This window comes from Mesorhizobium kowhaii, assembly GCF_003253745.1.
In the GTDB taxonomy this organism is placed as follows: domain Bacteria; phylum Pseudomonadota; class Alphaproteobacteria; order Rhizobiales; family Rhizobiaceae; genus Mesorhizobium; species Mesorhizobium kowhaii.
The window spans coordinates 51,367-72,840 of record NZ_MZXV01000038.1; the positions used below are offsets into that span (position 1 = coordinate 51,367).

23 protein-coding genes and 1 pseudogene are annotated in these 21,474 nt (G+C 57.9%); 9 read left to right on the forward strand and 15 right to left on the reverse strand.

Features of this window, described 5'->3' with window-relative positions; translation table 11 throughout:
- The first annotated feature begins 202 nt into the window (after positions 1–202).
- Positions 203–448: a CopG family ribbon-helix-helix protein gene (locus B5V02_RS18800; RefSeq protein ID WP_111545633.1), complete on the forward strand. Its 246-nt coding sequence runs from the start codon at positions 203–205 to the stop codon at positions 446–448.
- On the forward strand, positions 445–738 hold the full coding sequence (locus tag B5V02_RS18805; RefSeq protein ID WP_111545634.1) for a type II toxin-antitoxin system RelE/ParE family toxin: 294 nt from the start codon (positions 445–447) through the stop codon (positions 736–738). Before B5V02_RS18800 ends, B5V02_RS18805 begins: the two co-directional genes overlap by 4 nt.
- An 80-nt stretch (positions 739–818) precedes the next feature.
- On the opposite strand, the gene B5V02_RS18810 is transcribed toward B5V02_RS18805, so the two are convergent.
- Together B5V02_RS18810 and B5V02_RS18815 are read right to left on the reverse strand one after the other, a co-directional pair.
- Positions 819–1,064: a DUF2188 domain-containing protein gene (locus B5V02_RS18810; RefSeq protein ID WP_111545635.1), complete on the reverse strand. Its 246-nt coding sequence runs from the start codon at positions 1,062–1,064 to the stop codon at positions 819–821.
- Between the two features lie 456 nt (positions 1,065–1,520).
- Positions 1,521–2,297, reverse strand: a complete 777-nt coding sequence (locus B5V02_RS18815) for a glycine cleavage T C-terminal barrel domain-containing protein (protein ID WP_208647106.1) — start codon at positions 2,295–2,297, stop codon at positions 1,521–1,523.
- Between B5V02_RS18815 and B5V02_RS18820 the strand changes: the two genes are divergently transcribed.
- Positions 2,284–3,081, forward strand: a complete 798-nt coding sequence (locus tag B5V02_RS18820; RefSeq protein WP_111545636.1) for a LysR substrate-binding domain-containing protein — start codon at positions 2,284–2,286, stop codon at positions 3,079–3,081. The two genes, B5V02_RS18815 and B5V02_RS18820, sit on opposite strands and share 14 nt — an antisense overlap.
- 83 nt (positions 3,082–3,164) lie before the next feature.
- Here the strand turns inward: B5V02_RS18820 and B5V02_RS18825 are convergent, their stop codons facing one another.
- A complete protein-coding gene (locus B5V02_RS18825) occupies positions 3,165–3,593 on the reverse strand; it encodes a helix-turn-helix domain-containing protein (protein ID WP_245446012.1) in 429 nt (142 codons plus the stop codon).
- Between the two features lie 210 nt (positions 3,594–3,803).
- Positions 3,804–4,343 carry a hypothetical protein gene (locus B5V02_RS18830; RefSeq protein ID WP_146606088.1) on the reverse strand — a complete coding sequence of 180 codons (540 nt, stop codon included), beginning with the start codon at positions 4,341–4,343 and terminating at the stop codon, positions 3,804–3,806.
- Between the two features lie 932 nt (positions 4,344–5,275).
- On the opposite strand from B5V02_RS18830, the gene B5V02_RS18835 reads away from it, so the two are divergent.
- The 6 genes from B5V02_RS18835 (at position 5,276) to B5V02_RS18860 (ending at position 11,833) form a co-directional block, all read left to right on the forward strand.
- Positions 5,276–6,082, forward strand: coding sequence for a DUF5677 domain-containing protein (locus B5V02_RS18835; RefSeq protein ID WP_111545638.1), 807 nt, complete (start codon positions 5,276–5,278; stop codon positions 6,080–6,082).
- Between the two features lie 527 nt (positions 6,083–6,609).
- Positions 6,610–7,383: a hypothetical protein gene (locus tag B5V02_RS18840; RefSeq protein WP_146606089.1), complete on the forward strand. Its 774-nt coding sequence runs from the start codon at positions 6,610–6,612 to the stop codon at positions 7,381–7,383.
- Between the two features lie 62 nt (positions 7,384–7,445).
- Positions 7,446–8,585, forward strand: coding sequence for a tetratricopeptide repeat protein (locus B5V02_RS18845; RefSeq protein ID WP_111545640.1), 1,140 nt, complete (start codon positions 7,446–7,448; stop codon positions 8,583–8,585).
- A gap of 388 nt (positions 8,586–8,973) precedes the next feature.
- Positions 8,974–9,942, forward strand: coding sequence for a glycoside hydrolase family 25 protein (locus tag B5V02_RS18850; RefSeq protein WP_111545641.1), 969 nt, complete (start codon positions 8,974–8,976; stop codon positions 9,940–9,942).
- Positions 9,942–10,784, forward strand: coding sequence for a zinc metalloprotease (locus B5V02_RS40125; RefSeq protein ID WP_146606090.1), 843 nt, complete (start codon positions 9,942–9,944; stop codon positions 10,782–10,784). The genes B5V02_RS18850 and B5V02_RS40125 overlap by 1 nt, the downstream gene beginning before the upstream one ends.
- Complete coding sequence (locus B5V02_RS18860) at positions 10,748–11,833, forward strand: S1 family peptidase (RefSeq protein WP_111545643.1); 1,086 nt, start codon at positions 10,748–10,750, stop codon at positions 11,831–11,833. The genes B5V02_RS40125 and B5V02_RS18860 overlap by 37 nt, the downstream gene beginning before the upstream one ends.
- 15 nt (positions 11,834–11,848) lie before the next feature.
- On the opposite strand, the gene B5V02_RS18865 is transcribed toward B5V02_RS18860, so the two are convergent.
- The 11 genes and pseudogenes from B5V02_RS18865 to B5V02_RS40650 form a co-directional block, all read right to left on the reverse strand.
- Positions 11,849–12,064, reverse strand: a complete 216-nt coding sequence (locus tag B5V02_RS18865; protein ID WP_146606091.1) for a hypothetical protein — start codon at positions 12,062–12,064, stop codon at positions 11,849–11,851.
- Between the two features lie 782 nt (positions 12,065–12,846).
- Entirely contained in the window at positions 12,847–13,002 is a 156-nt protein-coding gene (locus B5V02_RS40640) for a hypothetical protein (protein ID WP_167458559.1), read from the reverse strand.
- Between the two features lie 134 nt (positions 13,003–13,136).
- Positions 13,137–13,418, reverse strand: a complete 282-nt coding sequence (locus B5V02_RS18870) for a SinR family protein (protein ID WP_111545645.1) — start codon at positions 13,416–13,418, stop codon at positions 13,137–13,139.
- Between the two features lie 404 nt (positions 13,419–13,822).
- Positions 13,823–14,092, reverse strand: coding sequence for a methyltransferase domain-containing protein (locus B5V02_RS41675; protein ID WP_245446014.1), 270 nt, complete (start codon positions 14,090–14,092; stop codon positions 13,823–13,825).
- Positions 14,072–14,613 (reverse strand): annotated as a pseudogene (locus B5V02_RS18880) (transketolase); the annotation flags it as partial. The pseudogene B5V02_RS18880 and the gene B5V02_RS41675, both read right to left, overlap by 21 nt.
- 115 nt (positions 14,614–14,728) lie before the next feature.
- Positions 14,729–15,493, reverse strand: a complete 765-nt coding sequence (istB, locus tag B5V02_RS18885; RefSeq protein ID WP_167458560.1) for an IS21-like element helper ATPase IstB — start codon at positions 15,491–15,493, stop codon at positions 14,729–14,731.
- Positions 15,494–15,507: 14 nt separating this feature from the next.
- Complete coding sequence (istA, locus tag B5V02_RS18890; RefSeq protein ID WP_111545647.1) at positions 15,508–17,043, reverse strand: IS21 family transposase; 1,536 nt, start codon at positions 17,041–17,043, stop codon at positions 15,508–15,510.
- A gap of 333 nt (positions 17,044–17,376) precedes the next feature.
- Positions 17,377–18,456 carry a hypothetical protein gene (locus tag B5V02_RS41680; protein ID WP_245446015.1) on the reverse strand — a complete coding sequence of 360 codons (1,080 nt, stop codon included), beginning with the start codon at positions 18,454–18,456 and terminating at the stop codon, positions 17,377–17,379.
- A gap of 44 nt (positions 18,457–18,500) precedes the next feature.
- Positions 18,501–19,790, reverse strand: coding sequence for a glycosyltransferase family protein (locus B5V02_RS18905; RefSeq protein WP_111545648.1), 1,290 nt, complete (start codon positions 19,788–19,790; stop codon positions 18,501–18,503).
- Positions 19,791–19,871: 81 nt separating this feature from the next.
- A complete protein-coding gene (locus B5V02_RS18910) occupies positions 19,872–20,477 on the reverse strand; it encodes a glycine-rich domain-containing protein (RefSeq protein ID WP_146606092.1) in 606 nt (201 codons plus the stop codon).
- 133 nt (positions 20,478–20,610) lie between these two features.
- On the reverse strand, positions 20,611–20,763 hold the full coding sequence (locus B5V02_RS40650; protein ID WP_167458561.1) for a hypothetical protein: 153 nt from the start codon (positions 20,761–20,763) through the stop codon (positions 20,611–20,613).
- Positions 20,764–21,474: the final 711 nt, after the last annotated feature.

The following is a 21,474-nucleotide window of genomic DNA, read 5'->3' on the forward strand; positions in this document are numbered from 1 at the left end:
TCAAAGGTTGGGTGTCCCAAGTTGGACACGGCAGGCTATCAGCCGACCCGAACAAACATATCTCCGATCTTGCCTTCCAAAGCAGGCAATGGTTCAAATTTGCGTCTGCGTAGCAAGCGCAAGCCATCGGCGGTGGCCGCAGACTTGACGAACCAGCTTGGTTCACCAATAATCATAGTGAACCAACGAAAGTTATAGCTCCATGACCGCCTTCACCGTCCGTGTGCCGGACGAAACCGCAGACAGGCTGGACCAACTCGCCGAAAAGCTTGACCGGTCACGCTCCTATGTGGCCGCACAGGCCATTGAGGATTTCGTGGCCAGGGAAGAGTGGCAGCTGGCTGAAATCGAGGCCGGATTGGCCGAGGCCCAGCGCGGCGAATTCGCAAGTGACCATGATGTAGCTGCCGTGGTCGGAAAATACGTCAAGTCCGCCCGCCAATCATGAGCCGTAAAAGAATCCGCTGGACCCAGCGGGCGTTGCGGCGGCTTGACGAAATCGGCGCCCACATCGAGAAAGACAGCGCCGACGCCGCCGGCCGTGTCGTTGCGCGCATTGTGTCGGCGGCCGAGCACCTGGCCGAGCAACCGGCCATGGGTCGCATCGGACGCATCAAGACGACGCGGGAGCTCGTTTTGGCTGATATACCCTATATCATCCCCTATCACGTCAACGGCGATACTGTCGAAATCCTGACTGTCATGCACGCCGCCCAACAGTGGCCGCAGGCCCTGTAAAGTCGCTGCACCGCCCTCCCGCTGCCTCACCAAAGCCACACCGCCGGCATCGAAACGCCCCGTGGAACAGGCGGCGCCCTTTAGCCTGGTGTCTCGTTGGGGTCAGCACTTCTGGGGAACGTTCGTTCCTCTTGAATTGTGCCGTCAAGCTTCTTGATACGGACGGAGCCGCCGCCCTTCCCAACCGCCGACTCGAGCACACCACCCTTGGTGGCCTCTTCCTTGGTGTCAAATCTGCGGGTTGCTCTATCCGCGCCTTCCTGGCGCAAGACCCAATCGTCTTTCTTCTTGTCGTGGACGAGCTCAAACTTCGGAAGTTTTGCCATACCCAACTCCTGTTGCCATTCAGCTATTCGAAATTACATCCGCAATCAACTAGCCAGGCTAAGTATCTTTGGAATCATGTTTGAATTCTTAGACATCAGCATATCATCACGCTGGTAAGGATTTCGACGGCAAAAACGTCGTTGTCGTCTTTACGGACTTGCCGACCAGTCCCGATCACGCTGACTTCAATACAGGCGCGTATGGTCCGTGATCCACGATGTGCATTGCTGCCGCTCGCGACTCCGAAAAATAAGTCCCTCCGATGGTCTTGTTCAGGCGACAGTTACCGCAATGTCAGACTGCTGTGTCGTTGCTGGTTGTGCACAAACAAGCAGTTGACGACCCGAAAGACCTTGAAGACCGTCGGGCGCTTTGAGCAAACGGTCGGGGGCGAGGTCTATTGAGGACTGACCTGCAAAAGATGTAGGCTCACTCGTATCTCGCGAAGGAGAGCCTTAATAATCTTCCTTTAGGCTATAGTTCTGACGCTGGGGGGCCGCATGAGCAGGCTTACGATCGACAATATTGTCGGGCATCTGAAAGCAGTGCCGTGACACGCCCGTTAGTGACTGAGCACGTACGTGGTTTGCTCCGCTACCTCTCCCATCCATTTGAGCGCGCCAATGAGGATCTGGCCGTAACCTATTTCCGAAGCACCTTTGGCGAAGCCTTTCAGCGCCAGGCCGACGCAGTTTCGTGCCTTCGGCGGTGAGAGCCGCCGGCACGTAACCCATGGCGAGGCTCTTCCCGACGGTGTGGCCGAAGCCCCCGGAAGTGACATAGCCGACACATATGCCGTCGTGAAAAATTGGTTCGTCAGCGACGCAGTCCAGATCCTCGGTGTCGACCATCAGCGTAACCAGCTTCTTGTCCGGCCCTTGTTCACGCTCAGCCTGAGCCGCAGCCTTTCCAATGAAATTGGCCTGCTTATCGAAAGCGACATAGACGTCAAGGCCCGATTCCGCAGCGGTAAAATCGGGACGGAAGTCCGTCGTCCAGACGCCCCAGTTTTTCTCCAGCCGCATCGACATTAATGCCCGACCGCCATAGGCGCGCAACCCGAGATCCGCGCCCTCTCGCTCCAGCGCCTCGTACAAAGCGAGCTGGTAATGGGGGGCGCAGTAGATCTCATATCCGAGTTCGCCCGAAAAGGAAAATGCCTCGTCTACGTATTCCAAGCCCGGCCGGGCCGAAGAACTTCGCGTCAGCCAGGCCGCTGTGAGCTCGGCCATTAAAAGCCTCGAGGGGGACTTAGGCGTCGAGCTGTTCGTGCGGCAGCACAAGCGGATCATTTTGACTGAAGCCGGCCAGCGCTTCTACAGCGATGTCGCGATGGGTCTCGGCCATATCGCCCGATCGGCCGAGGCTGTTCGACGTACCACTGAGGACAAGCATGTCGTCTTGTCTTCATCGACGGCGTTTGCCAGCCACTGGCTAATCCCACGGCTGCCAAAGTTTCGTGCACAGCATCCGGAAATCGAAATCCGCATTCAGACGGCGGACCGCGACACCGATCTGGGCCCTGACCCCCATCTAATCGGCGTACGGCGTGGACTTGGCGATTGGCCTAACTACCGTGCGTTGCGGTTCGGCGGTGAGAAACTCATTCCGGTCTGCAGCCCCAGCTATCTTACGCAGTCCGGCGCGCCGCGTGATTTGCCGGATCTCGCCGGGCGGACTCTCATCCACCTTGACGAGCCCCACCGGCCGCGCCCGACTTGGAAGGACTGGTTCGCCCACTTTGGGGTTGAATTCACCGACGTCGGTGAAGGCCTGCGACTCAACGATTACAGTCTGGTCGTGCAAGCGGCGATCGGCGGGCAAGGCGTCGCGCTGGGCTGGACGCACCTAATCAATCACCCGTTGAGCGAAGGATTGCTTGTCCCCGCCCTGGCCGCAAACTGGGCAACCGGGTATGCATTCTTCATCGTCAGCAACCGTTCGGTCGAGTTGGCCCCGGAAGCAAAACTTGTGAAGGACTGGATCATCGACGGCGCCCCGGATGAACAGCATTGATGTGCGCTACGGTCGTCGCTGATAGCTGCCTTCAATGCTTCAATGCTCAATCTTCAGACGCGCGTCGATTTGGCAGAGCGACGTTACGCTTGAGGAGAGGGGTCGCAAGCAATCTGGTCTTGGAACAGAAATGTCGTGGGATCCAGACACAGCGATTTAGCGATGCCAGCAATTGTATCGACACTGATATTTCCAGCGCCGCGTTCCAACTTCGCTAACGTCATCTCCGAGACGCCGATCAACTCTGCCATCTGATAGCGCAGGAGGTTTCGGCGCTCGCGCTCACCATTGATAAAGGCGCCAAGACGCCTCCGGATTGCTTGGTCTCCAAGCTCATGAACCCAGGGCTCGATATCGGTTTTGGCTGTCAACAACGTCGCAATGGAGATCCGAAGAGAACGGGCCATCATGTCAAGGGTACGCAAGGTGATATTGTTTTTACGCCGAGCAGTTTTGATATAGGTCCGGTAGGCGAGACCCTTACCAGGCGAAGTATGAAACAACTGCGCCATGTCTTGGTGACGAAGCCGCCTTTGTCGGCGTTCGGTGCCTCATAAATCGATGCGTGCGCACAATTTGCCTTCGCTCGGCCCTTTTGCCCTGACGATAGCCCATAGTAAAATGACAGACAACATAGCCAGAACGCCTGTCATTTCCGACCGCGGCGTGCATACGGCAGCCTTAGAGCGGCGCCCCTGCTCCGTGCCAGTGTGTGAGCGCGGTCACCCATCACCGTCGAGAAGCCCTTGGCTGTGACGCGAGAATGACCAGACATCTGCGCCATCGTTCTGCAACACCCAGATGCTGTCGAAATCCTCGTCCGGCCAAGATTCCGGGGCGATACCCGCGCCACCGACGAGCGCAGCCGCCAGGCTCGGAATCGATTCGTGCTGCCAGCTTACCAACACAGGTGTTGGGGCTGTGCGGATGGCTTCTGCAGCCAGCGCCTCTTGCCCCTTCGAATACGTGACATCAGGTTGAAGACCGAGGCGTCTCGCCAGGGGCGTGATTGTTTGGCTGGGCCGTTTGCTCCGGGTTCCGGAGCCATCCTTTTTGATCGTCCCCGACGCAACAATCGATGCCGGTTTTTCCATCGGCGCTGGCGGCGCAGAAAAGAGTGAGCAAAGCCCACCCGCCCGTTGCCAGCCACGCACGGTCAACGATGCCGGATCACTTTCGCCCTGTTCTGTGACTCCAAAGTCCGCGCCCTCTGGAACCGGCTTCTCCGCATGCCTAATGATCATGACAAGCTTATTTGGCATCGTTCCGCCTCCATGTTCCCGTACCACACTCGTGGCCGCCAATCGGCGCCCAAATCAGGGCTGTAAGCATCCGCACGGCAAGTCCTTTACATCAACCGTGCGGCGATTTCGCCTCGGACTTGGTGTTACGGTTGTTGGTCATGGTCTTTTCCTTTGGTTGATGGTTTCTGTCCCGGAGGACGGTTCCAAAGGAGACGGCGCTCAAAGCCGGCTTGTCCCCAACACGGGAGCGCAGCGAATGGAGCGGGCAGGATCGGGACAAGACGGCTGCGCCGGCTAGAAGGGAACGTCATCAGCTCCGGGCGGACCAGCAACGGCAAAACCCATTGACCGACGGCGCAATCTTAGGAACGTCCACCGAGGCTTCGGCCGACACCGCCACACCGGACGCCAACTAGGAAGCAAAACCCCTCGCGATGGGCTCGAGCTGCTGGCCTTCGAACTTCGCGACGGTCAGGCCACCTCCCCTGAGCCCGCACCGCCATCGATGCAGATCCGCCGTCCGGCGACGCAGCGATCGAAAGGGGTGTGACCATGCATGACAAGCTTCTTCAGTCTGGTGGGCCATGCTGTCCATGGCCGCCGGCTTGACTCCAGGCGTTTCCAACTGCGATTGACGCGCCAAGCGTGAAATGCCCGACGCCAAGGTTCCTCAGGACTGCGAGAGAGGGCCGCGCCCCTCTCTCCGGAATAGGGGCATACAAGGCGGAAGGACCGAAAAGTCCGCCCGCGAAACTAGTGGTAGAAATCTGACGCATGGTACCCGATGCGGACTACCTGTTCCAACCCTTTTTCGGACCCGGAGGCCATCCGTGGGTTGTCGAACGGCGTTCAACGGATGTTAAGTTTGCATCGACGGCGCTTCCAGGACTGTAGTAAAATCGGGCACGAGTGCCTTAGCGCTGGTCATCAATGCGATCAACGGAGATAGCATGGAATCGGACACAGGGCTGGACGGCTTCCTCACGGAGAACCTGCCTTTTGAAACTGAAGTTTCTCGCACCAATGGTATGGCCTTCAACCTCGCTCGACGAATAAATCGAGAGTGCCATTCGCTGATCTTCAACAATGCGGAAGTGCGCAACAGGGATGGTCAGTCGATGTTGGTGGCGGCGCTGTTCTTGCGCGTCCTCCAGTTCCAGGCAGGCATATTGCTCCTCGGCAAAGGTCTGGTAGCGTCGGGCAAGGTTGCAATCCGCGCCGAACTTGAGGCCGTGTTTGCGGTTCGCGCCATTGCCGCTAACGAAGCGAATTTTCGTGCATTCGTCAACGATGATCTGCGTGAGCGTCTGGACCTCATCAAGAAGGCACGGAAATATGACTATCCAATCTTACTAAGGCTTCGAGAGGCCATCAGTGACGAAGATTTCGCTCAATTGAAGAAACAAGTAGAAGGCGCGGGCGCCACAAAAAAGGTAACCACAGCTGCCTTGAGCGAGCAGGCTGAACTTCACCATTTATACGTTTCTGCGTACTCCATCCTCAGTCGAGCGGCACACTCTGGTGTCCGCGAGCTCGACGCCCACTTGATTGTTGGCCCCAATGGCGAGGTCCAAGAAATTGACTACGCTCCGGAACTGGACGGTGTGAAAGACATGCTGCTCACTGCCTGCGATTTCATCCTGCTAGGGTCGGATGCGGTTTGCCATCAATTCGAGATATCAAGTTTTGCCGACATGCGCCGTGAACTCTCCAAGGTAATGGCTGACATGGAAAGTTCACGACAAGATCCCCAATAGGGAGAGAGCGGTCCGTGAAGGAAAGACCGATTCTCGCAGCTAACATTCCGTTCCAATGACCGACGGGAACGTCCGCTCACCACCCCGAGCGGGCCTACGGTTCCGGTACCAAGCGTCAGATTTTGACTACTAGGTCTTTCGGAGCTGGAGAAAGTTCGTTGCCCTGAGACCGGTTCATCAAGACCGCCCCAGGAGCATCAGCGTATGGCGCCGCCGCCAGGCGGGATGCGGGACCGACAGCCCCCGGCGAAGGGCGCCGCCACGCAGACGTCGGCTCGCCTCGATGCTGATGGTGGCAGTTTGCGGCTGGGAGCACACCTCCCCGGACGGCTTTTCCATGCGGCACCGCTTGGAGGCAAGGAAACACGCCCAAAACTGCATCCAAATAGCATTCCATTTCACTGAATAGTAGAATGAACTTGACGAGACTGCCTGCCGGGGCCAGACAGCCAGCTAACCATTCTACCTAGTCTGCCCAACCGGATATCACTCTACGCGTTACCATCGACGCCATGTTGAGGTTGCTCTTGATGGTGTTTTCTCAGAACTTTGCTCAAATGCGTATTTACATTTGCTATAAGTTTGCTTACGCCTTCCGTCAGGGCATGAGGGCCTCCAAAGTGTTGAAGATTATATCGGTTGCTGCCGCCGCGGCGCTGCTCAGCGCGTGTTCGATTGAACAGGACGGAAATTTCCTACCGCAAATTGGCGGGTCCAGCCCCACGGTGGCGGTCCAGGCGCTTGGACCGGGCGCGTATTCAATTGATCCGTCGTACGGCTACGCGATCACGACACCGGGCATTTACAGATTTCACAAAGATGGCTCAGCGTACGAGATCTGCGAGCGCGACATGGCAATCGCAGCCATTAAGGGCCTGTCGACCAAGGTGGTCGAGCATGACGACTCTCTGGAAGATAACCTTGCCTCAACAAACTTCTCGCTATCCGTTCCGGGTATCGGCGTCATCACGGCGCCCTACAAGAAAATCAAAGTTGAAGGCTACAGTGTTACCCATCTGGTCTCCGGCGACTCCCGGAGCGCGGCGGAATTCGTTCTGGCGAATCTTGGAACGAGCTGCCGGAACGACATCCTCGGTGCCAATCGGCCGTACATGATCGTCACCGAGGTCGCGAATGCAAAGAAAGTCTACACGCTTTCGAAGGGCGCTTTCCAGGCGGCATTTGCCGCCGGCCCTGCGTCTCTATCGTGGGCCAATCCTGAAATAAAATCTACGACCAGAAGCAACGTCACCTTCGCCATTCAAGGAAAGTATGTCGCGGCTGGCAGCAAGCGCAAATAGTCGTCGATCATCGCTCTGGCTCTCCGTTTAGCCTCAATGTGCAGATTCGGACGGTATGTCGTATGAAACGTTCAGCGAAACACAGACGCCGCTGGCCAGATTGCGGGGCTTTTTTTGTCTTTGCATTTCTTGCATTCGTGGCCTGGTCGCCTCCGGCGCATTCGGGCGGCGCCTCTTTTGATGATGCGACCAATAAGGAGTTCGAGCAGGCAGTTGCGCTGCGGACGTCCGGGAAACTGGACGAGGCCGAGAAGGTACTGGAACATATAATGAAATCCAGTATGCGAAACGATGAAGTGGGCATCGCGAACGTAATAAAGGAACGTGGAACGATAAAATTCCTGCAGGAGCGGTGGGAGTCAGCGGCAAGGTATCTCGGGATTTGTTACGAGATCGATTCGAACGATGCGGACACCCTTGAGATGCTGGGAAAGTCGCTAAGGATGATCGGACGATACCAGGAAGCGGAAACCGTCTACGAGCGGGCCGCCTACCTCGATCCCGATCGGTTCGAAGTGCTAGACGGGCTGCAGAACATTCACAGGAGGCTAGGCGACAACTACCAGGAGTCGGACCGGCCAGAGCAAGCCGAGGCGGAGTTCGGCAAGGCGCTCGATATCGTTGCACAGATGACTAAGCTGTCAGAGGGAAAGAGCGAGGAGCATTTGCGCGTCTCGAAGTTCGCGAAGGCGAAGATTTTCTATGAGAAGAAGAGCTACAGCGAGGCCGTCGACGCATACGCCAGCCTTGTCTCCTCTTATCCCGACTTCAGGCCGGCCCAGGAGGAACAGGCAGCCCTGGCGCTCGACTACGCAAAGGATAAAGGTAGCCCTGCCCAGCTTCAGGCGGCCTTAGACCAGTACCGTGCCCTCTACAAGAGCGCCAAGTCGACGAAGGAATTGGCCTATAGCGGCGCCGGGTTTGCCGAAGCGGCCGGGCGGACAAAGGATCTGCCCGCCGATACCCTGGCTGAGGCGGAACAAGCCGCAAGGACGGCGCTGCTCGATGCGAATCCGAACGACCCGTATCCTCACTATGCGAGCGCCGTCCTGATGTACGCCATCGACGCCAAGGACGATGCCACTAGTCGGCTCAAGGAGGCCATAAAGCTGGAACGAAAGCGCGCTGCCGATCCATATCAGAATGACTACGCTAGACTTGTGGAATACGAAAAACTGATGCAGGCATGGACCGGCAACTAAGTTCTACGCGTCGGAGATGCGACTGTTTGCAGGGCGCACAACCGCATCGCAGCGAGCGGTGGGTTGCATGTACCTATCCATCGTCTTCCTCCTGAGTGTCCGAACCGCCCAAAAGGGGGATTCTTCTTGGCACTCAACCTATAGGATAGGAAGTCCTCCGCTGACTTCAAGTCCCGGAGCCTTGGAGGCTCTAGGCGCCCCTGGCTTCAAGTCATGACGGCTGCACGCATGACCACGCAGTTAGTTAGCTAAGCTAAGAGCGAAGTAAGAGTAAAAAAAATAGTGTCTTGGCTATTGCGCGGAAGTTAATGATGGGGCACTATCTTTCCAGCAACTTCTATTCATCGCCGGCCGCACTCTAACATGTCTCTATTGAGGGGATGCTTTCATGCAACTTGATCGCCGCCAACTTCTGATAACTGCTGCGGGAACATTGGCTACTTCATCAATGGGCGCTTCGTTCGCCCAGGCGAAGGCCCCTACGTTGGAATATCTGACGAGCGAGCCATCGAGAAGCGACCTTTTCGAGCGGATCGTTGACACCGCGATCGCTCAGTTGCAGGCGACGGATGTCGACAACAGCGGAGGCTCCTATATTCCGGGAGATTTCACCTTCCCCGAAGATTCCAAAACTGACTCCAAGACAGGCGAAGACCGGGTCAATTACCACTGGGGCGTCGATGTGAGCCATTATTCTGGGCACGTCGACTTCAAGTCATTGCGCGACGAGAAGAACGTCAAGTTTGTGTACATAAAGGCGACCCAAGGGACGAGGTTCAAGGACAAGAAGTTTGCCGGTTTCTGGGGAGACGTTAAAGCCTTGCCGTCGCATGCGACCAACAGGCTTCGCCGAGGCGCCTACCACTTTCTCACCGCTGGCAACGACGGGGCTGTGCAGGCGGACACTTTTGTCAACTTTGTGAATTCACATGGCGGCATCGAAAAGACCGACATGCCACCCGTGCTCGATCTGGAATGGGACATTGCCAGGGCAGCCGGTCCGGATCGCTGGAGAGACTATGCTCCAGACACCATCCTCGGCTCAGTGAAAGCTTGGTGCGCGGAGGTCCAGAAACGAACCAAACGGGTTCCCGTCATCTATACCGCGAATGCCTGGTGGAGGGAGCGCGGGATCTCGCCGAAGCGGATCTCCGACCTCTCGGACTACGGTATTTGGATCGCGGACTACTCCAGGTCGGGTCAAGCCACGGAGAACCCCAAGGTTCCTGGCGGCGCAAAATGGAACATTTGGCAGTTCTCGGATCGCGCCAAGGTTGGAGACGCCTACAAGGGGGGCCTGGACGCCAACGTCTTCAAAGGATCGGATAGCGAATTCGAGCAGTTCGCTAGCCAATAATGAACAGGCGCGCCTTCCTCGGATGCTGCGCGTTTTGCCTCGCCGGGCGGGCCGCCCATGGGGAGGAGCAGAGCTTCATCTGCGCTGTCGAAGACAGCGCAGTTTCAGACGCCCTGAAGTTTCGGCCGGCCGACGGCTACGGCCAAAACCTGATTTTCAAAACGGACCTCGGCCCGCTGGTGTTCACACCCTACGGAACGGCTTTCAAGAACGACATCTGGTTGCCCGAAGACAGCGAGACCAAGGACAAGATAACCTTGGGCGTCGCCTTTCTGAACGGCGAGAAGCGGCAGCATGATATCGTCATGCAGTCGGCTAGAATGTGGCTCGGCACCCACGTGGGAACGTTCCTTGACTTCGACTTCACGGCCAGCCTGGACAAAGCGCATATACGCGTCGAGGTGTTTTCCGATCAGAACTGGTCGGCGATCGGCAGACGGGCGAAAGCCGTCACGACACCGTACACAATGCGCTTCAGTGACCTTTACCCAGCCTCTATTATGCATGAATTCGGTCATGCCGTTGGGCTCCAACACGAACACAGGTTTCCGCTTTCAACGATAGAGTGGAAAGAAGACGCCGTTTTCCGGGATATGCACGCAAAGGGCTGGGACGAGGAAACCGTCAGAGAGCAAATCCTTACAAAGTTGGACAAGAGCGCTGTATGCTTGGCTGACCCAACCCTAAATAAATCGTCGATCATGATGTACCCCATTCAAGATGGATGGGCTACCATTCTCGACGAACACGGAACACGCGTTGCATTTGCAGTCAAACCAACCACTATATCTGACGGGGACGTGGCATGCTTGACAGGCCTTTACAAACCTTTGTCCATGTAGGCGCTGGTCGCCTTCTGGCCTTGGCATATGTATTCTTTTCGCTGCTTGGTCAGTGCAATGCCCAATCCGTCAGCAATATCTTTGACGGGGTCGTTTATGTGAGGCTGACCACGGCGGATGGCAAGCTGTTCAGGGAAGGCTCAGGCGTCTTGCTTGGCGCGGACGGCTTCATCTTCACCGCCAAGCACCTTTTTGACAATTTCGACGCCGCAACAGGCAAGGTGAGCGTGTCATTGAGGGGCGTCAAGACTGCCCTGATCCCCGCATCGCGTTACCCAGCGGACGCGAGCAGCACGGACATTGCCCTCCTCTACGTCAACCAGACCGAGGTCCGAAACGCCGGCATCGGCACATATTTCCGGCTTGGTTGCAACATACCGCCAGTCATGGAGCCAATCACCGTGGCCGGATTTCCGGCCGGGGATTCCTCGCCGCTGTTGGTTTTGCCCGCTGTCGTTACAACCGACAGCCTCGACAGTTCGTTTCGAGATTACATGAGGGCAGGTATCGCCGCGGGCATGAGCGGCGGGCCCATATTCTGGCGTGGGTACCTGATAGGGTTGGTCTATGGTGCCGCCCAGAATGTCGAAGCCTTCACGCCCATTAACCAGTCCGGAGAGCTGAGAACCGTCGCAAAGGTGGACTGCTACCAGGTGCTGCCAGGCGGCTCGGCCCAGGTCGCCGTCCTCTCGGCGGATCCGAAGGCTCCACCTCCTAGTGGCGATGTGCAGAAGGCGGCGCAGGCTCCCATCGGCGCCAAGCCCCGTGTGTTTGTTCAGATCGCGAAAGAGAATCAGCGCGCCGATGCGGCCAAGCTTATCTCTGGATTGGTTGACAACGGGGTCAACGCCGCGCGGGGCATCGAGAACGTCGGGAGCAAGGCGCCATCGTCAGGCGAGATTCGTTATTTTTCGGCGGAAGATCGCGACAACGCCAACAAGATAAAGGCCATACTGGATAAGCTTTCACCCGCAGCGTTTACCATTCAACGGGAGAACATTCCCAATTCTCCACAGAACGTTTTCGAGCTGTGGTACCCTCGCGGGTAGCTGCTGTTAGGGCAGCTAAGTAGGAAAAAGCTCCCTATACCCCTTATGCAGAAACCAAAGCACGCGTTTGAGATGGCTGCGAAGGGCCTTGCGGGCACGGATCGGCTCCTTGACCGGGTCGATGCCCAATAGGTCCAGCGCCATCTCCTCTTCGCTGGCACTGTCGGCGCAAGCGTCCATGAGCTTGTCGTGCAGCGTGATCCCGCGCTTGCCCAAGCGAAGCGTACGCAACGCATGTCCTCGACGTCTTCGATCATTACCGCTTCCTGCAGCTGAGGCTGAGAAGTCGGCCGAACTGCTGCGGGCGGGCGGCGCCGCATCGTCAAGCCCGACCGATGGTTTCCTTAGCGTTGACGACACTTGGTACACCAAGGCAGATCGGCGGATTTCTGCCTATTTTGCGAAATAAGTGCCCGGCAGCGTGCAGGGCCGACAGAAACGACGCTTGGGGGCAGAAACATGTTTCAGATCGTGGCCGGCTTGCTGGTCGCCGGCGTTCTGATGCCGGCGCAACTCGGGTCGATCATCAACCGACCGGATCCGCCGATACCCTGGTCCACGTTCCCCGTCGAAGGTTGCTGCAAGACCTGCTCTGCGGGCAAAGCGTGCGGCGATAGCTGCATTTCGAGGGACAAGCGCTGTCATACGGCGCCAGGGTGCGCCTGAAGATGGATAGGGAGCGCTGCGAACGACACAGGCGCTTCAGGCTGTTCTTGATGCTCTGAAGTCCATAAAACTACGATGTCGAGTTCGTAATGCAGTACGGGCGCGAGTGCTGCGCATTTCGGACCGGTTACGAGATCCCTCTTCTTCGAATGCAACCTTGCCAATGGTGGACCCTTCGAGCGCAACCGCTACAGTTTGAGCCCAAAGTACCCGCAGGAAATGTGCACGATGCTCAAACGCAAGAACGTCTCACCTCATGCCATGTATCTGATTTTCTTGTCTTTGTTTAACCGTCCGACAACTGGTAGGGCTGGGGTCCATGAACTAAGCCGTCCAACGTGTCGCGCTCAGAATGATGCGGAAGCCTGCCGCGGCCGCGCCTCGATAAACCGGTCGGTTGCAGGCCAACCATAGAAGCCGACATACAAACTGTCCGGCCGCAGCACACAATAAGCCTCCGCAAAGGCCGGGTTCAGCCAGCGCGGGTCATTGTCGTTGGCCACGGTGCCGCCGCTGACGGTAGCGGCAGAGGCATAGCGCCGCCATAAGGCGGTATGTGGGACTGCCCAGCGAAGGACCGCATTGTGATGCTGCCCGCCCGGCTCGGAGGCTGAGATTACCCAGCAGTTAGGGCATCTTACAAGTGGTCCTTTAGCCACTTACTCCCGCTCTCGCTAAATCCGCGCCAAGCTCCTTCGCCTGACAACTTCGCTACAAGCAGCTCATCGTTGTCGTCGATAAACGGAAGCAGGTCATCCCTTATCTGCTTGGCGGAAAGATCTGTCACGACGATGAACGTAGAATCCAAGTGGGCCCAATATGTAGGATACTTCTCTTTGATGTGTTTGCGAAGCGCAGCGTCCTTCTTGGAGTAGTTCTCGCCCTCGCGGTTCAAGTCGTATCCGATCATATAGCTCATCCGGCATCTCTCCGTTGAAAAACAATCAAACCCAAGTCAAGAAATCAAACATGGCGTGCGGTGACAATAGGCCTCTAGAAGGGCCTCATTGGGCCTAGCAACGGAGAGCACCGCCCGTTTCTTTTTAGGGGTAACGCTCAATCGAGGTGCAAGCTTAAGGAAGGACAGCCTTGATGTGCTGACCCAAATTTTCAGCTGGATCCACGAACTTCAATCCGCCACTTGATCGCGTTATCCTATAGATGAAAAATGTTTCATCTCTTCCCTCAATTGTATCGAGTATCTCCTTGTTCAACCCGGCGACTCTGCAATATTCTTCAAGCGCTCGAGGGAACCCGGTGCGGCCATAGCTCATATATAGCCTACCAGTCTCGGCAAGACGCATCCGGCATCCAATCAAAAAGCTAAACAGGGTTTTTTAAATCTGGATCCAACATCTTCCCAACGACACGGCCGTTGGTGAATGGAAGATTGGCGATGATGATGTCGAACTTTTCCTTTATTTCAAAACCTGAAAATAGATTTTCTTCAGTGCACTTTGTAAATATAACACCACTCGCTCCATTAGACTTCGCGTTAAGTCTAGCTGAATCAACAACTTCCTCAGATATGTCAGTCCCAATAACTTTCTTCGCACCCCGCTTGAACAGCGCGCGCGCCTCCAGGAAGGGCACTCCCTTCTCCATTTTGGTGTCGCAGATAATGATGCGCGGCTGCGGCCCGTCATGATGCCGGGCGGCATCGAAGGCCTTCAACAGCGCATCGATGTCGTTGGCATCGACGCGCTAGACGAACCAGCCGAAGGCTTCGAACTTCGGCGCGAGCGGCTCGAAATTGAGGATCTCCGTCGAGGGACCATCGGCCTGCATGACGTCAACGATGCCGATCAGGTTGTCGAGCTTGTAACTTCCGGCCGACATCGCGGCTTCCTAGGTCGAGCCCTCGTCGAGCTCGCCGTCGGAGAACAGGTTGTAGACGAACGATTTCGAGCCTCTGCGCTTCAGCCCGAGGCAAGACCCGACGGCAATGCCAAGACCATGGCCGAGCGAGCCGCCAGTGATCTCCATTCCAGGGTGTAGGCAGCCATTCCGGACATCGGCAAGCGGCCATAGGTCTCGATCTCGTCTTCCGGGATGACCTTGGCCTCGATCAGCGCAGCGTATAGCGCGATCGCATAGTGACCGATCGAGAGGAGTGCGCATTTCGCGGAATGTGGGCGGCGATTTCACGCGATCTCGGGCACGTGTTTCACGCCATCGTGGGCAGCCATTTCGCGGTCGCGGGCAAGGCTGGTCGACGCTTGCATGGAGTCAGGCCTGGCCGGTTTGGTCAAGTGGTTTCGTGATTGCCCCGCGCCGCCGCAGGCTTTCACCTGAGAGGGTGAGGCGGTGGGCGTTGTGGACGAGCCGGTCGAGGATGGCATCGGCGAGGGTCGGGTCGCCGATGGCTTCGTGCCAGTGATCGACGGGCAACTGGCTGGTGACAATAGTCGAGCCGCGTTCATGGCGGTCTTCGAGGATTTCCAGCAGGTCGCGTCGTTCCGTGGCGGTCAGGACCGATAGCCCCCAGTCATCCAGGATCAGCACCTCCACGCGGGCGATGGCCTTCAGCATGCGGGCATGCCGCCCGTCGCCCCTGGCGATGGCGAGCGCCTCGAACAGGCGCGGCACGCGATGGTAGGCGGCGGAGCGGCCATCGCGGCAGGCCTTGTGGCCGAGCGCGCAGGCGATCCAGCTTTTGCCGAGGCCGGTCGGGCCGGTGATGAGCAGGTTCTCGTGGCGCTGGATCCAGCTGCCGTCGATCAGATGGGCCATAACGGCGCGGTCAATGCCGCGCGCGGTGCGCAAATCGAGATCCTCGACGCAGGCCGACTGCCGGAGGGCTGCGAACTTCAGCCGAGCGATCAGGCGCTTGGCGTCGCGGTCCGCGGCTTCACGGTCGACCAGGAGGCCGAGCCGGTCTTCGAAGCCGAGCGGCTCGAAGGTGGTCTGGGCCTGACGCTGTTCATCCAGCGCCTTGGCCATGCCGGTCAGGCCGAGCGTCATCAGTTGCTCGGAGGTGGGGTGAGTCAGCAAGGGTCAGTCTCCTTTTAATGATAGTAACCTTGGCCACGGATATTGGCGTGTTGCAGAGGGCGCTCCTCGGGGGCCTCGTCCAGGAAGGCCCGGTCGAGACCGGTCTGAAGGATCGAGCGGATCGAAGCGACGGAGCGCGCGCGGATCGACAGCCCCCGCCGGCAGGCGGCATCGAGGCGCGCCACATCATAGCTCCTGGTCAGGGCCAGAACACCAAGGCAGGTGCGGAAGCCTTGCTCCGGGTGAGGACGATCAGCCATCACCGTCTCGCAGAAGGCCATGACGGACGGGCCAAGTCTTGCGGCTGTCGCCAGTACCCGGGCCGGGGTCCATTCGGCATGACGGCGATGCGCCGAGGGCATGTGCTCGGGCAGCGTCACATGGCTGCGCCGTCCGGGGCAGCGGGGATGGCTGGCCACCCGGCGGCCGCCATGGAATATCTCGACGATGGCCCCGCAGACCCGGACATCCACCTCCTGCCGGATCAGACCGAAGGGGACGGAATACCACGAACTGTCCACCTCGACGTGGTAATCAGGCGCGACGCGGCAGCGCTTCCAGCGCGCAAACACATAGGGGGCCCCAGGCAGCGGTTGCAGATGCGGCCGATCCAGCGTGGCGAAGAGATCAGCGCGGCTGGCGCCGTAGCCGCGCATGACGCGCATGTTCAACTCGTCCAGCAGCCGCCGGATCGCCGCGTTCAGTTCGGTCAGCGAGAAGAACTGGCGATTGCGCAGCCGGGCGAGGATCCAGCGCTGAGCCACCTGGACCGCAACCTCGACCTTGGCTTTATCCTTGGGCCGACGTGGTCGGGCGGGTAGGATCGCCGTTCCGTAATGCGCCGCCATCTCGGCATAGGTGCGGTTCAGCCCGGGATCGAAGCGGTCGGCCTTGACCACCGCCGCCTTGAGGTTGTCAGGGACCACCACCTTCGGCACGCCGCCGAGGAAGGCGAACATCCGGACATGGGCGCCGATCCAGTCCTCCAGCCCCTCGGTGGCGACGGCCTCGGCATAGGTGTGGTTCGAGGCCCCCATCGCCGCAACGTACAGCTTCATCGCCCGCGCCTCGCCGGTCACCGGGTCGATCACGTCGATCGTGTCCCCGGCGAAGTCGACGAAGACCTTCTCGCCACCCACATGCGTCTGCCGCATCGTCGGGCGGACGCGGCCCTTCCAGGCATCGAAGTGGACGCAGAACCAGGTATAGGCAAAGCCGTTGGGATGGGCCGCCCGGTATTCTTCCCACAACAGCATCCGGGTTACCCCGGGGCGCCGCAGTTCTCGATCGATCATTGCCCAATCTGGGATCGGGCGATCCGGATCCGGCACCGTCGGCGACGCCGGAAACAGAAGGAGCTCCAGACCGTCGTCGTCAAGACCCGGCAAGGGCCAGCCCAGTCCGGCCTGCCGCGCCCGCAGGACATAGGCGCCGACGCTTCCCTTGCCGAGACCGAGAGACGCGGCAATCGCCCGCTCGCTCAGCCCTTGGCCAAACTTCAATCGCAAAACATCCCGTATTCGGCGCATGGTCAGTCGTTCCGTCGGCATCTCGCCCCTCCCTCATTCCAGAAGGGGCTTCTATCGTTAGTCTGCCGACCAGACCCGCCTACGATCTCGCAAAAATGCTGCCCATCATCGCGCGAAACGCGCGCCCATCATCCTCCGAAATCACTGCCCGCCATCACCCGAAACACGCAGAGAGGAGGAAGCGGTCGCGCCCTGGCTTTCGCCCTCCCCCTCTGTCCGGGGAGGCTTCGCCCGAAAGGGCTTTCCCTTCGGGAAACACGCACTCAGGAGACAGACCATGACCGAACTCGCAAACTTCATCCGCCTCAACGAGGACGGCACCTATCTCGATGGCGTCGTGTGCTGGCGTCTGTGCTAATCGAAACCACGTTCTTCCACAGGTGCAATCTTGCTTCTGTTAAATAAAATCACCTCGTACGAGCTTCCATATTCCGTCTTCACTCCATCAAAGCCGTATCTCTGCGCCAAGGTGGCCCATGCGCCTAGTTCATCAGGGTGCACTTGATCACCCTGCTCGTCCATGACCGCTAATTTGAGGGGCTCTTGCGCCACGATAACAAAGTACTTTCCAGAACTACCCGCATAGCCGCGTGCCGCGTTTACATCGTTTTCTGAGGTCATCCAAATTGCTTCGCCCGTGTGCCCGCTTTGCCCCGAACCGCCCCACACCCCATCCCTATTAGCGTGGTTGAACTTTGTTCCCGCTGGAAGTTCTTCCATCTTCTTTCTCTCCCAACCAACTGAGGCTGCAAGTTCTTCCAACTCCTTGCTCTCCCAACCAACTAAGGCTGCCTGATGTATGTGGTGAACGGTTTGCCCGGCTGTCGCGGGTCTTACCGGGCTCGTGACCTCGTCACCGACTGCTCTCAAAGCTCGGCGCGGTGGATTCTCGCGGCGACTCTCCCGGTACCACCCTCTCATTATTTGCATGCATTCGTTAGATATTTCGCCGTGATAATAGGCACATGTTTGGTATTCTCCCCATTCTTCGCGCGGTTCAAGTTCTGTATCCGCGCACTCAATCTTCCCATACTTATAAGCAAGGCATGCCCCCTTGTCCTGAGCCGAAACCTGACTACTCGGTACGAGGACGATCACGGTCGCTGCAAGGATCATCCCCTTCCAGAAAGACGGGGGATGCACTCGATGAATCGGGATGGCCGCGGTGGCGGTCTCTTTCGGTGAGGATCTCACGTAAGGATTTCCTTGTGCTCGTTTGTGAATTGTCCGCCAGGTCACGCAGTCCGGATGGAGCGTTATCATTGCAGGATTGGCGTCTGGCGCTGGCCGGTAGAGGATCGAGGGCAGAATTTGCGTTTCGAACAAGGTCAGGACGTCGAGCCATTTGAAGGCGGTCTTGCGAAAGCAACCATAATAGAGATTGTAACGAAGAGCGTTGAGTCCTGGTGAGTCAGCCCCAGCATAGGTGGGCAAGGCGACGGCGGCCGCGTATGTTTGGACAGTGTGGCATCGAGCATTTACATGGATCTGATCACGTCAATCAGTGGATCATGCGGAAGGGCGGTCGACTCTATTACGCGCGAGAGCGTCTTTCCGTGATGTGAGAGGCTCGCACGCACTTCGCGATCTGTAATTGCCAGCTCTAAGACCGACGCCAACTCGGCCACGTTGTTGGGGTCTTCGGCGCGCAGGACGTTTGTCCGATCCGCCAGCTCGGCGGCGAAAGACACCTTCGAACAAATCTCACCGCTCAATATCAGCGGTGTACCACATGCCAGCACCTCACGCGGAATCTGAGGCCCATGAAACGCGATTGGAAAATTGTTTTCCAGGAACGTGATCACGGAGCAGGACCTTATGAAAGCCGGAACTTCCCACGGAGGAAGTGGTGGCAGAATGATCGTTCGACCCCGCAGCCGTTTCTTTGACGCAAGGTGGTTGAATGCATGAGCAAAGCGATCAGGCGCGGCACTCCACAGCGCGCGATAGGCGACCGGGAGGTTTCGATCCGCGAGAAGGTCCAGCGCATCAATTAGGCTGTAGGTTCCTTTCGCTATCCCGATTTTCCCGTAACTGCCGACAATCGGATCTGAGGACCTCAACCCTTCCCTATTCCAATCGGTTAGCTTCTTTAGGAAGTCGCGTTCGAAACCGTAGTTGCTGAAGAATGCTTCCGCCTCGTCGACAAGTGCCTCAAAGTCAAATCGGGTAGGCTCCCAGAAGGAATCATCGAGCCTCCTGCCGCGAGGTTGGACCAGGCTTTCTCGTCTGACGCCCGCATCCAGGACAATCTCCACCGCATCGTGCTTTTTGCTCGCCACCACACGGCTTGCCGACGCTAAGCAGCGGTCATAGAGTGGCCCTAAATCGGCAACTTTCCTCAATCGACCCAGGTCGCTTCCGGCATGCCGCAATATGACCGGTGTGTCGGCCAACTGACCAAAGATCGAAGCCGCAACGCCATAGGGTTCAAGGTACCATCCAATCACCAAGTCGGGTGTACGTAACTTTGCGGCTGCGATGGCGTTTCCCAAAAGTTGGCTAAGGTACGGCGGTGCCCATGGAATGTAAGAGAGCCTTGGCACCGCCTCAAGCTGCCGAATCTCAAGCTTTCCCGAGAAGCCAGCAACCGTCGCCTCTATGCTGGATGCCGATCCCATTTGCCGGAATCCGTAGCCCATACTGTTGGCGTTCGAGATGAAGGTTACTGTATGGCCGGCGGTCACAAGATCGGTTGCCGCTATCCAAGTTGCCTTGGAAACACCCCCCTGGATAGGAGGCATCTTTCCGAACATCAAAATATGCATGGCCCGTGCCCCTCGTTCTCAGCTGAGTATTCGGCCGAATGGCTCGGTCGATCTGGGACCGAGCAATTCCAAGCGCTCCTTCTAAGGTATTGCGTCAACTACGCATCCTCCGCTGCAGCCGTCGCAGCCGTCGCAGGAACCATCCGTGTTGTCGGGCGAGCGCTTCGGCTTGGGCCAATACGCTGGGGGCGGCGCTTCCCCATAAACCGTTCTGTAGTCCTCCAGGAAAGCGAGGTACCGGTCGATGGTACCCTGCGTAGCTACGCCATGGGGTTCCGGAATATGGTGCAGAAACCTGCCCGCCACCTCTTCGCAAAATCGAGCGTAGTCTCTCGTGAAGATGACGAACATGTGCCACAACTCATCGATTGCGCCCATCATCCCGTATGAGTGGCCATACTGTTGGGCGGTCGCGCAGAGTGCCAAGAAACGGACGAGTTCGCGTCGATGGTCCTCTGCGACCGCTTGTGAGAAGCCGTACTGTCTCCGGTACCTCGCAAGCACAAGAGAAAGATCGAATCGTTCCGAGACTGCGGTTCGACGCAAGGCGCCTTCGATGAACCCGCCCTCTTGGGCGTATCCGTGCGGAGCGCCTGTGTCGGGTTCGTCGTCAATTGATGGCGATTGCTGGACAGCCGCGATGGTTGACACGCCACCGCGGCCTGTAACGAGTGTTGCTTCAGTCATGAAAGTCTCCTTTTCGTCATCCTCTGTTCGCACTTGACGTGTTTGTGAGAACAGCTCTTGATCTGGCGACAGCACCATCACCGGATGGATTCAACAGAACGGAATGAGGGTAGCTAGTCAACCGCGCTTTCTTTCATTTGTGACAGTAAACTCGTCGCCTATGATAGAATTCTATCAGCACTTTTTTATCATCGAGCAGAAAGATGTCGAGCGGCAGAAATGTCCCCAGCGTCTGCGCGGTGCCTGGCGCGCTGACCATGTAGAGCGTGTTGCGTGGCTGTGCCATTCACCCTCGTTTTGAAGTAGCCGGAAGCAACAACGGCAGCCGATGACACTGTCGGCTCGCTGGCGTTGCTCGCGGCAACCGTCATTCCGTCAATGTGATGATGTAGAAGCGGTGATAGCGCGAAGCTGGTCGGCACGACTTCCTTGGCAATGCGAATGTAAGCATCTCTTGAAGCGGACCGTCGCGGGTCAGGACCAACGGAAACAATCCCTGCTTCTCGACGTCTCCTTTCAAAGCTGTCGGCTGCCGGGTGGCAGGAGCACGCTCGCGTAGGGAACACTCCGTTTTGGTGGCCGGTGATGCGGCCCGTCGCAAAGACGACAAAACCGAGGGCTCACCCAGCAAAACCGCACGCAGAAAGGTCGACCGGCGGCCGATCTGCCAGAGGGAATATCAAAAAGACGAGTTGCAAGGCGCCCTTGTCAATCGCGTCTTCTGCCACCGCATTCTCTTCAGACCCGACCGTGGCGAACCTTAGTGTGGAACTCTGCCTGGAGTGAGGCAGATAGTGCGGAAATCCGCACATTCCCACTGACGCAAGATGACCGAAACCGGGAAAGGCCGTGATTGGCGCAGGTCCTCATTTTGGCACGGCACTTGCGGCCGACCTGGCAGCAGCGTTCGACCGGAGCGTCGCGACGGGAGAAACCTTGGAAGGGAGGAAGAGCCCGGCCCCTATCCGGTTGGGAGAGAAATGATGTTAGCTCCACC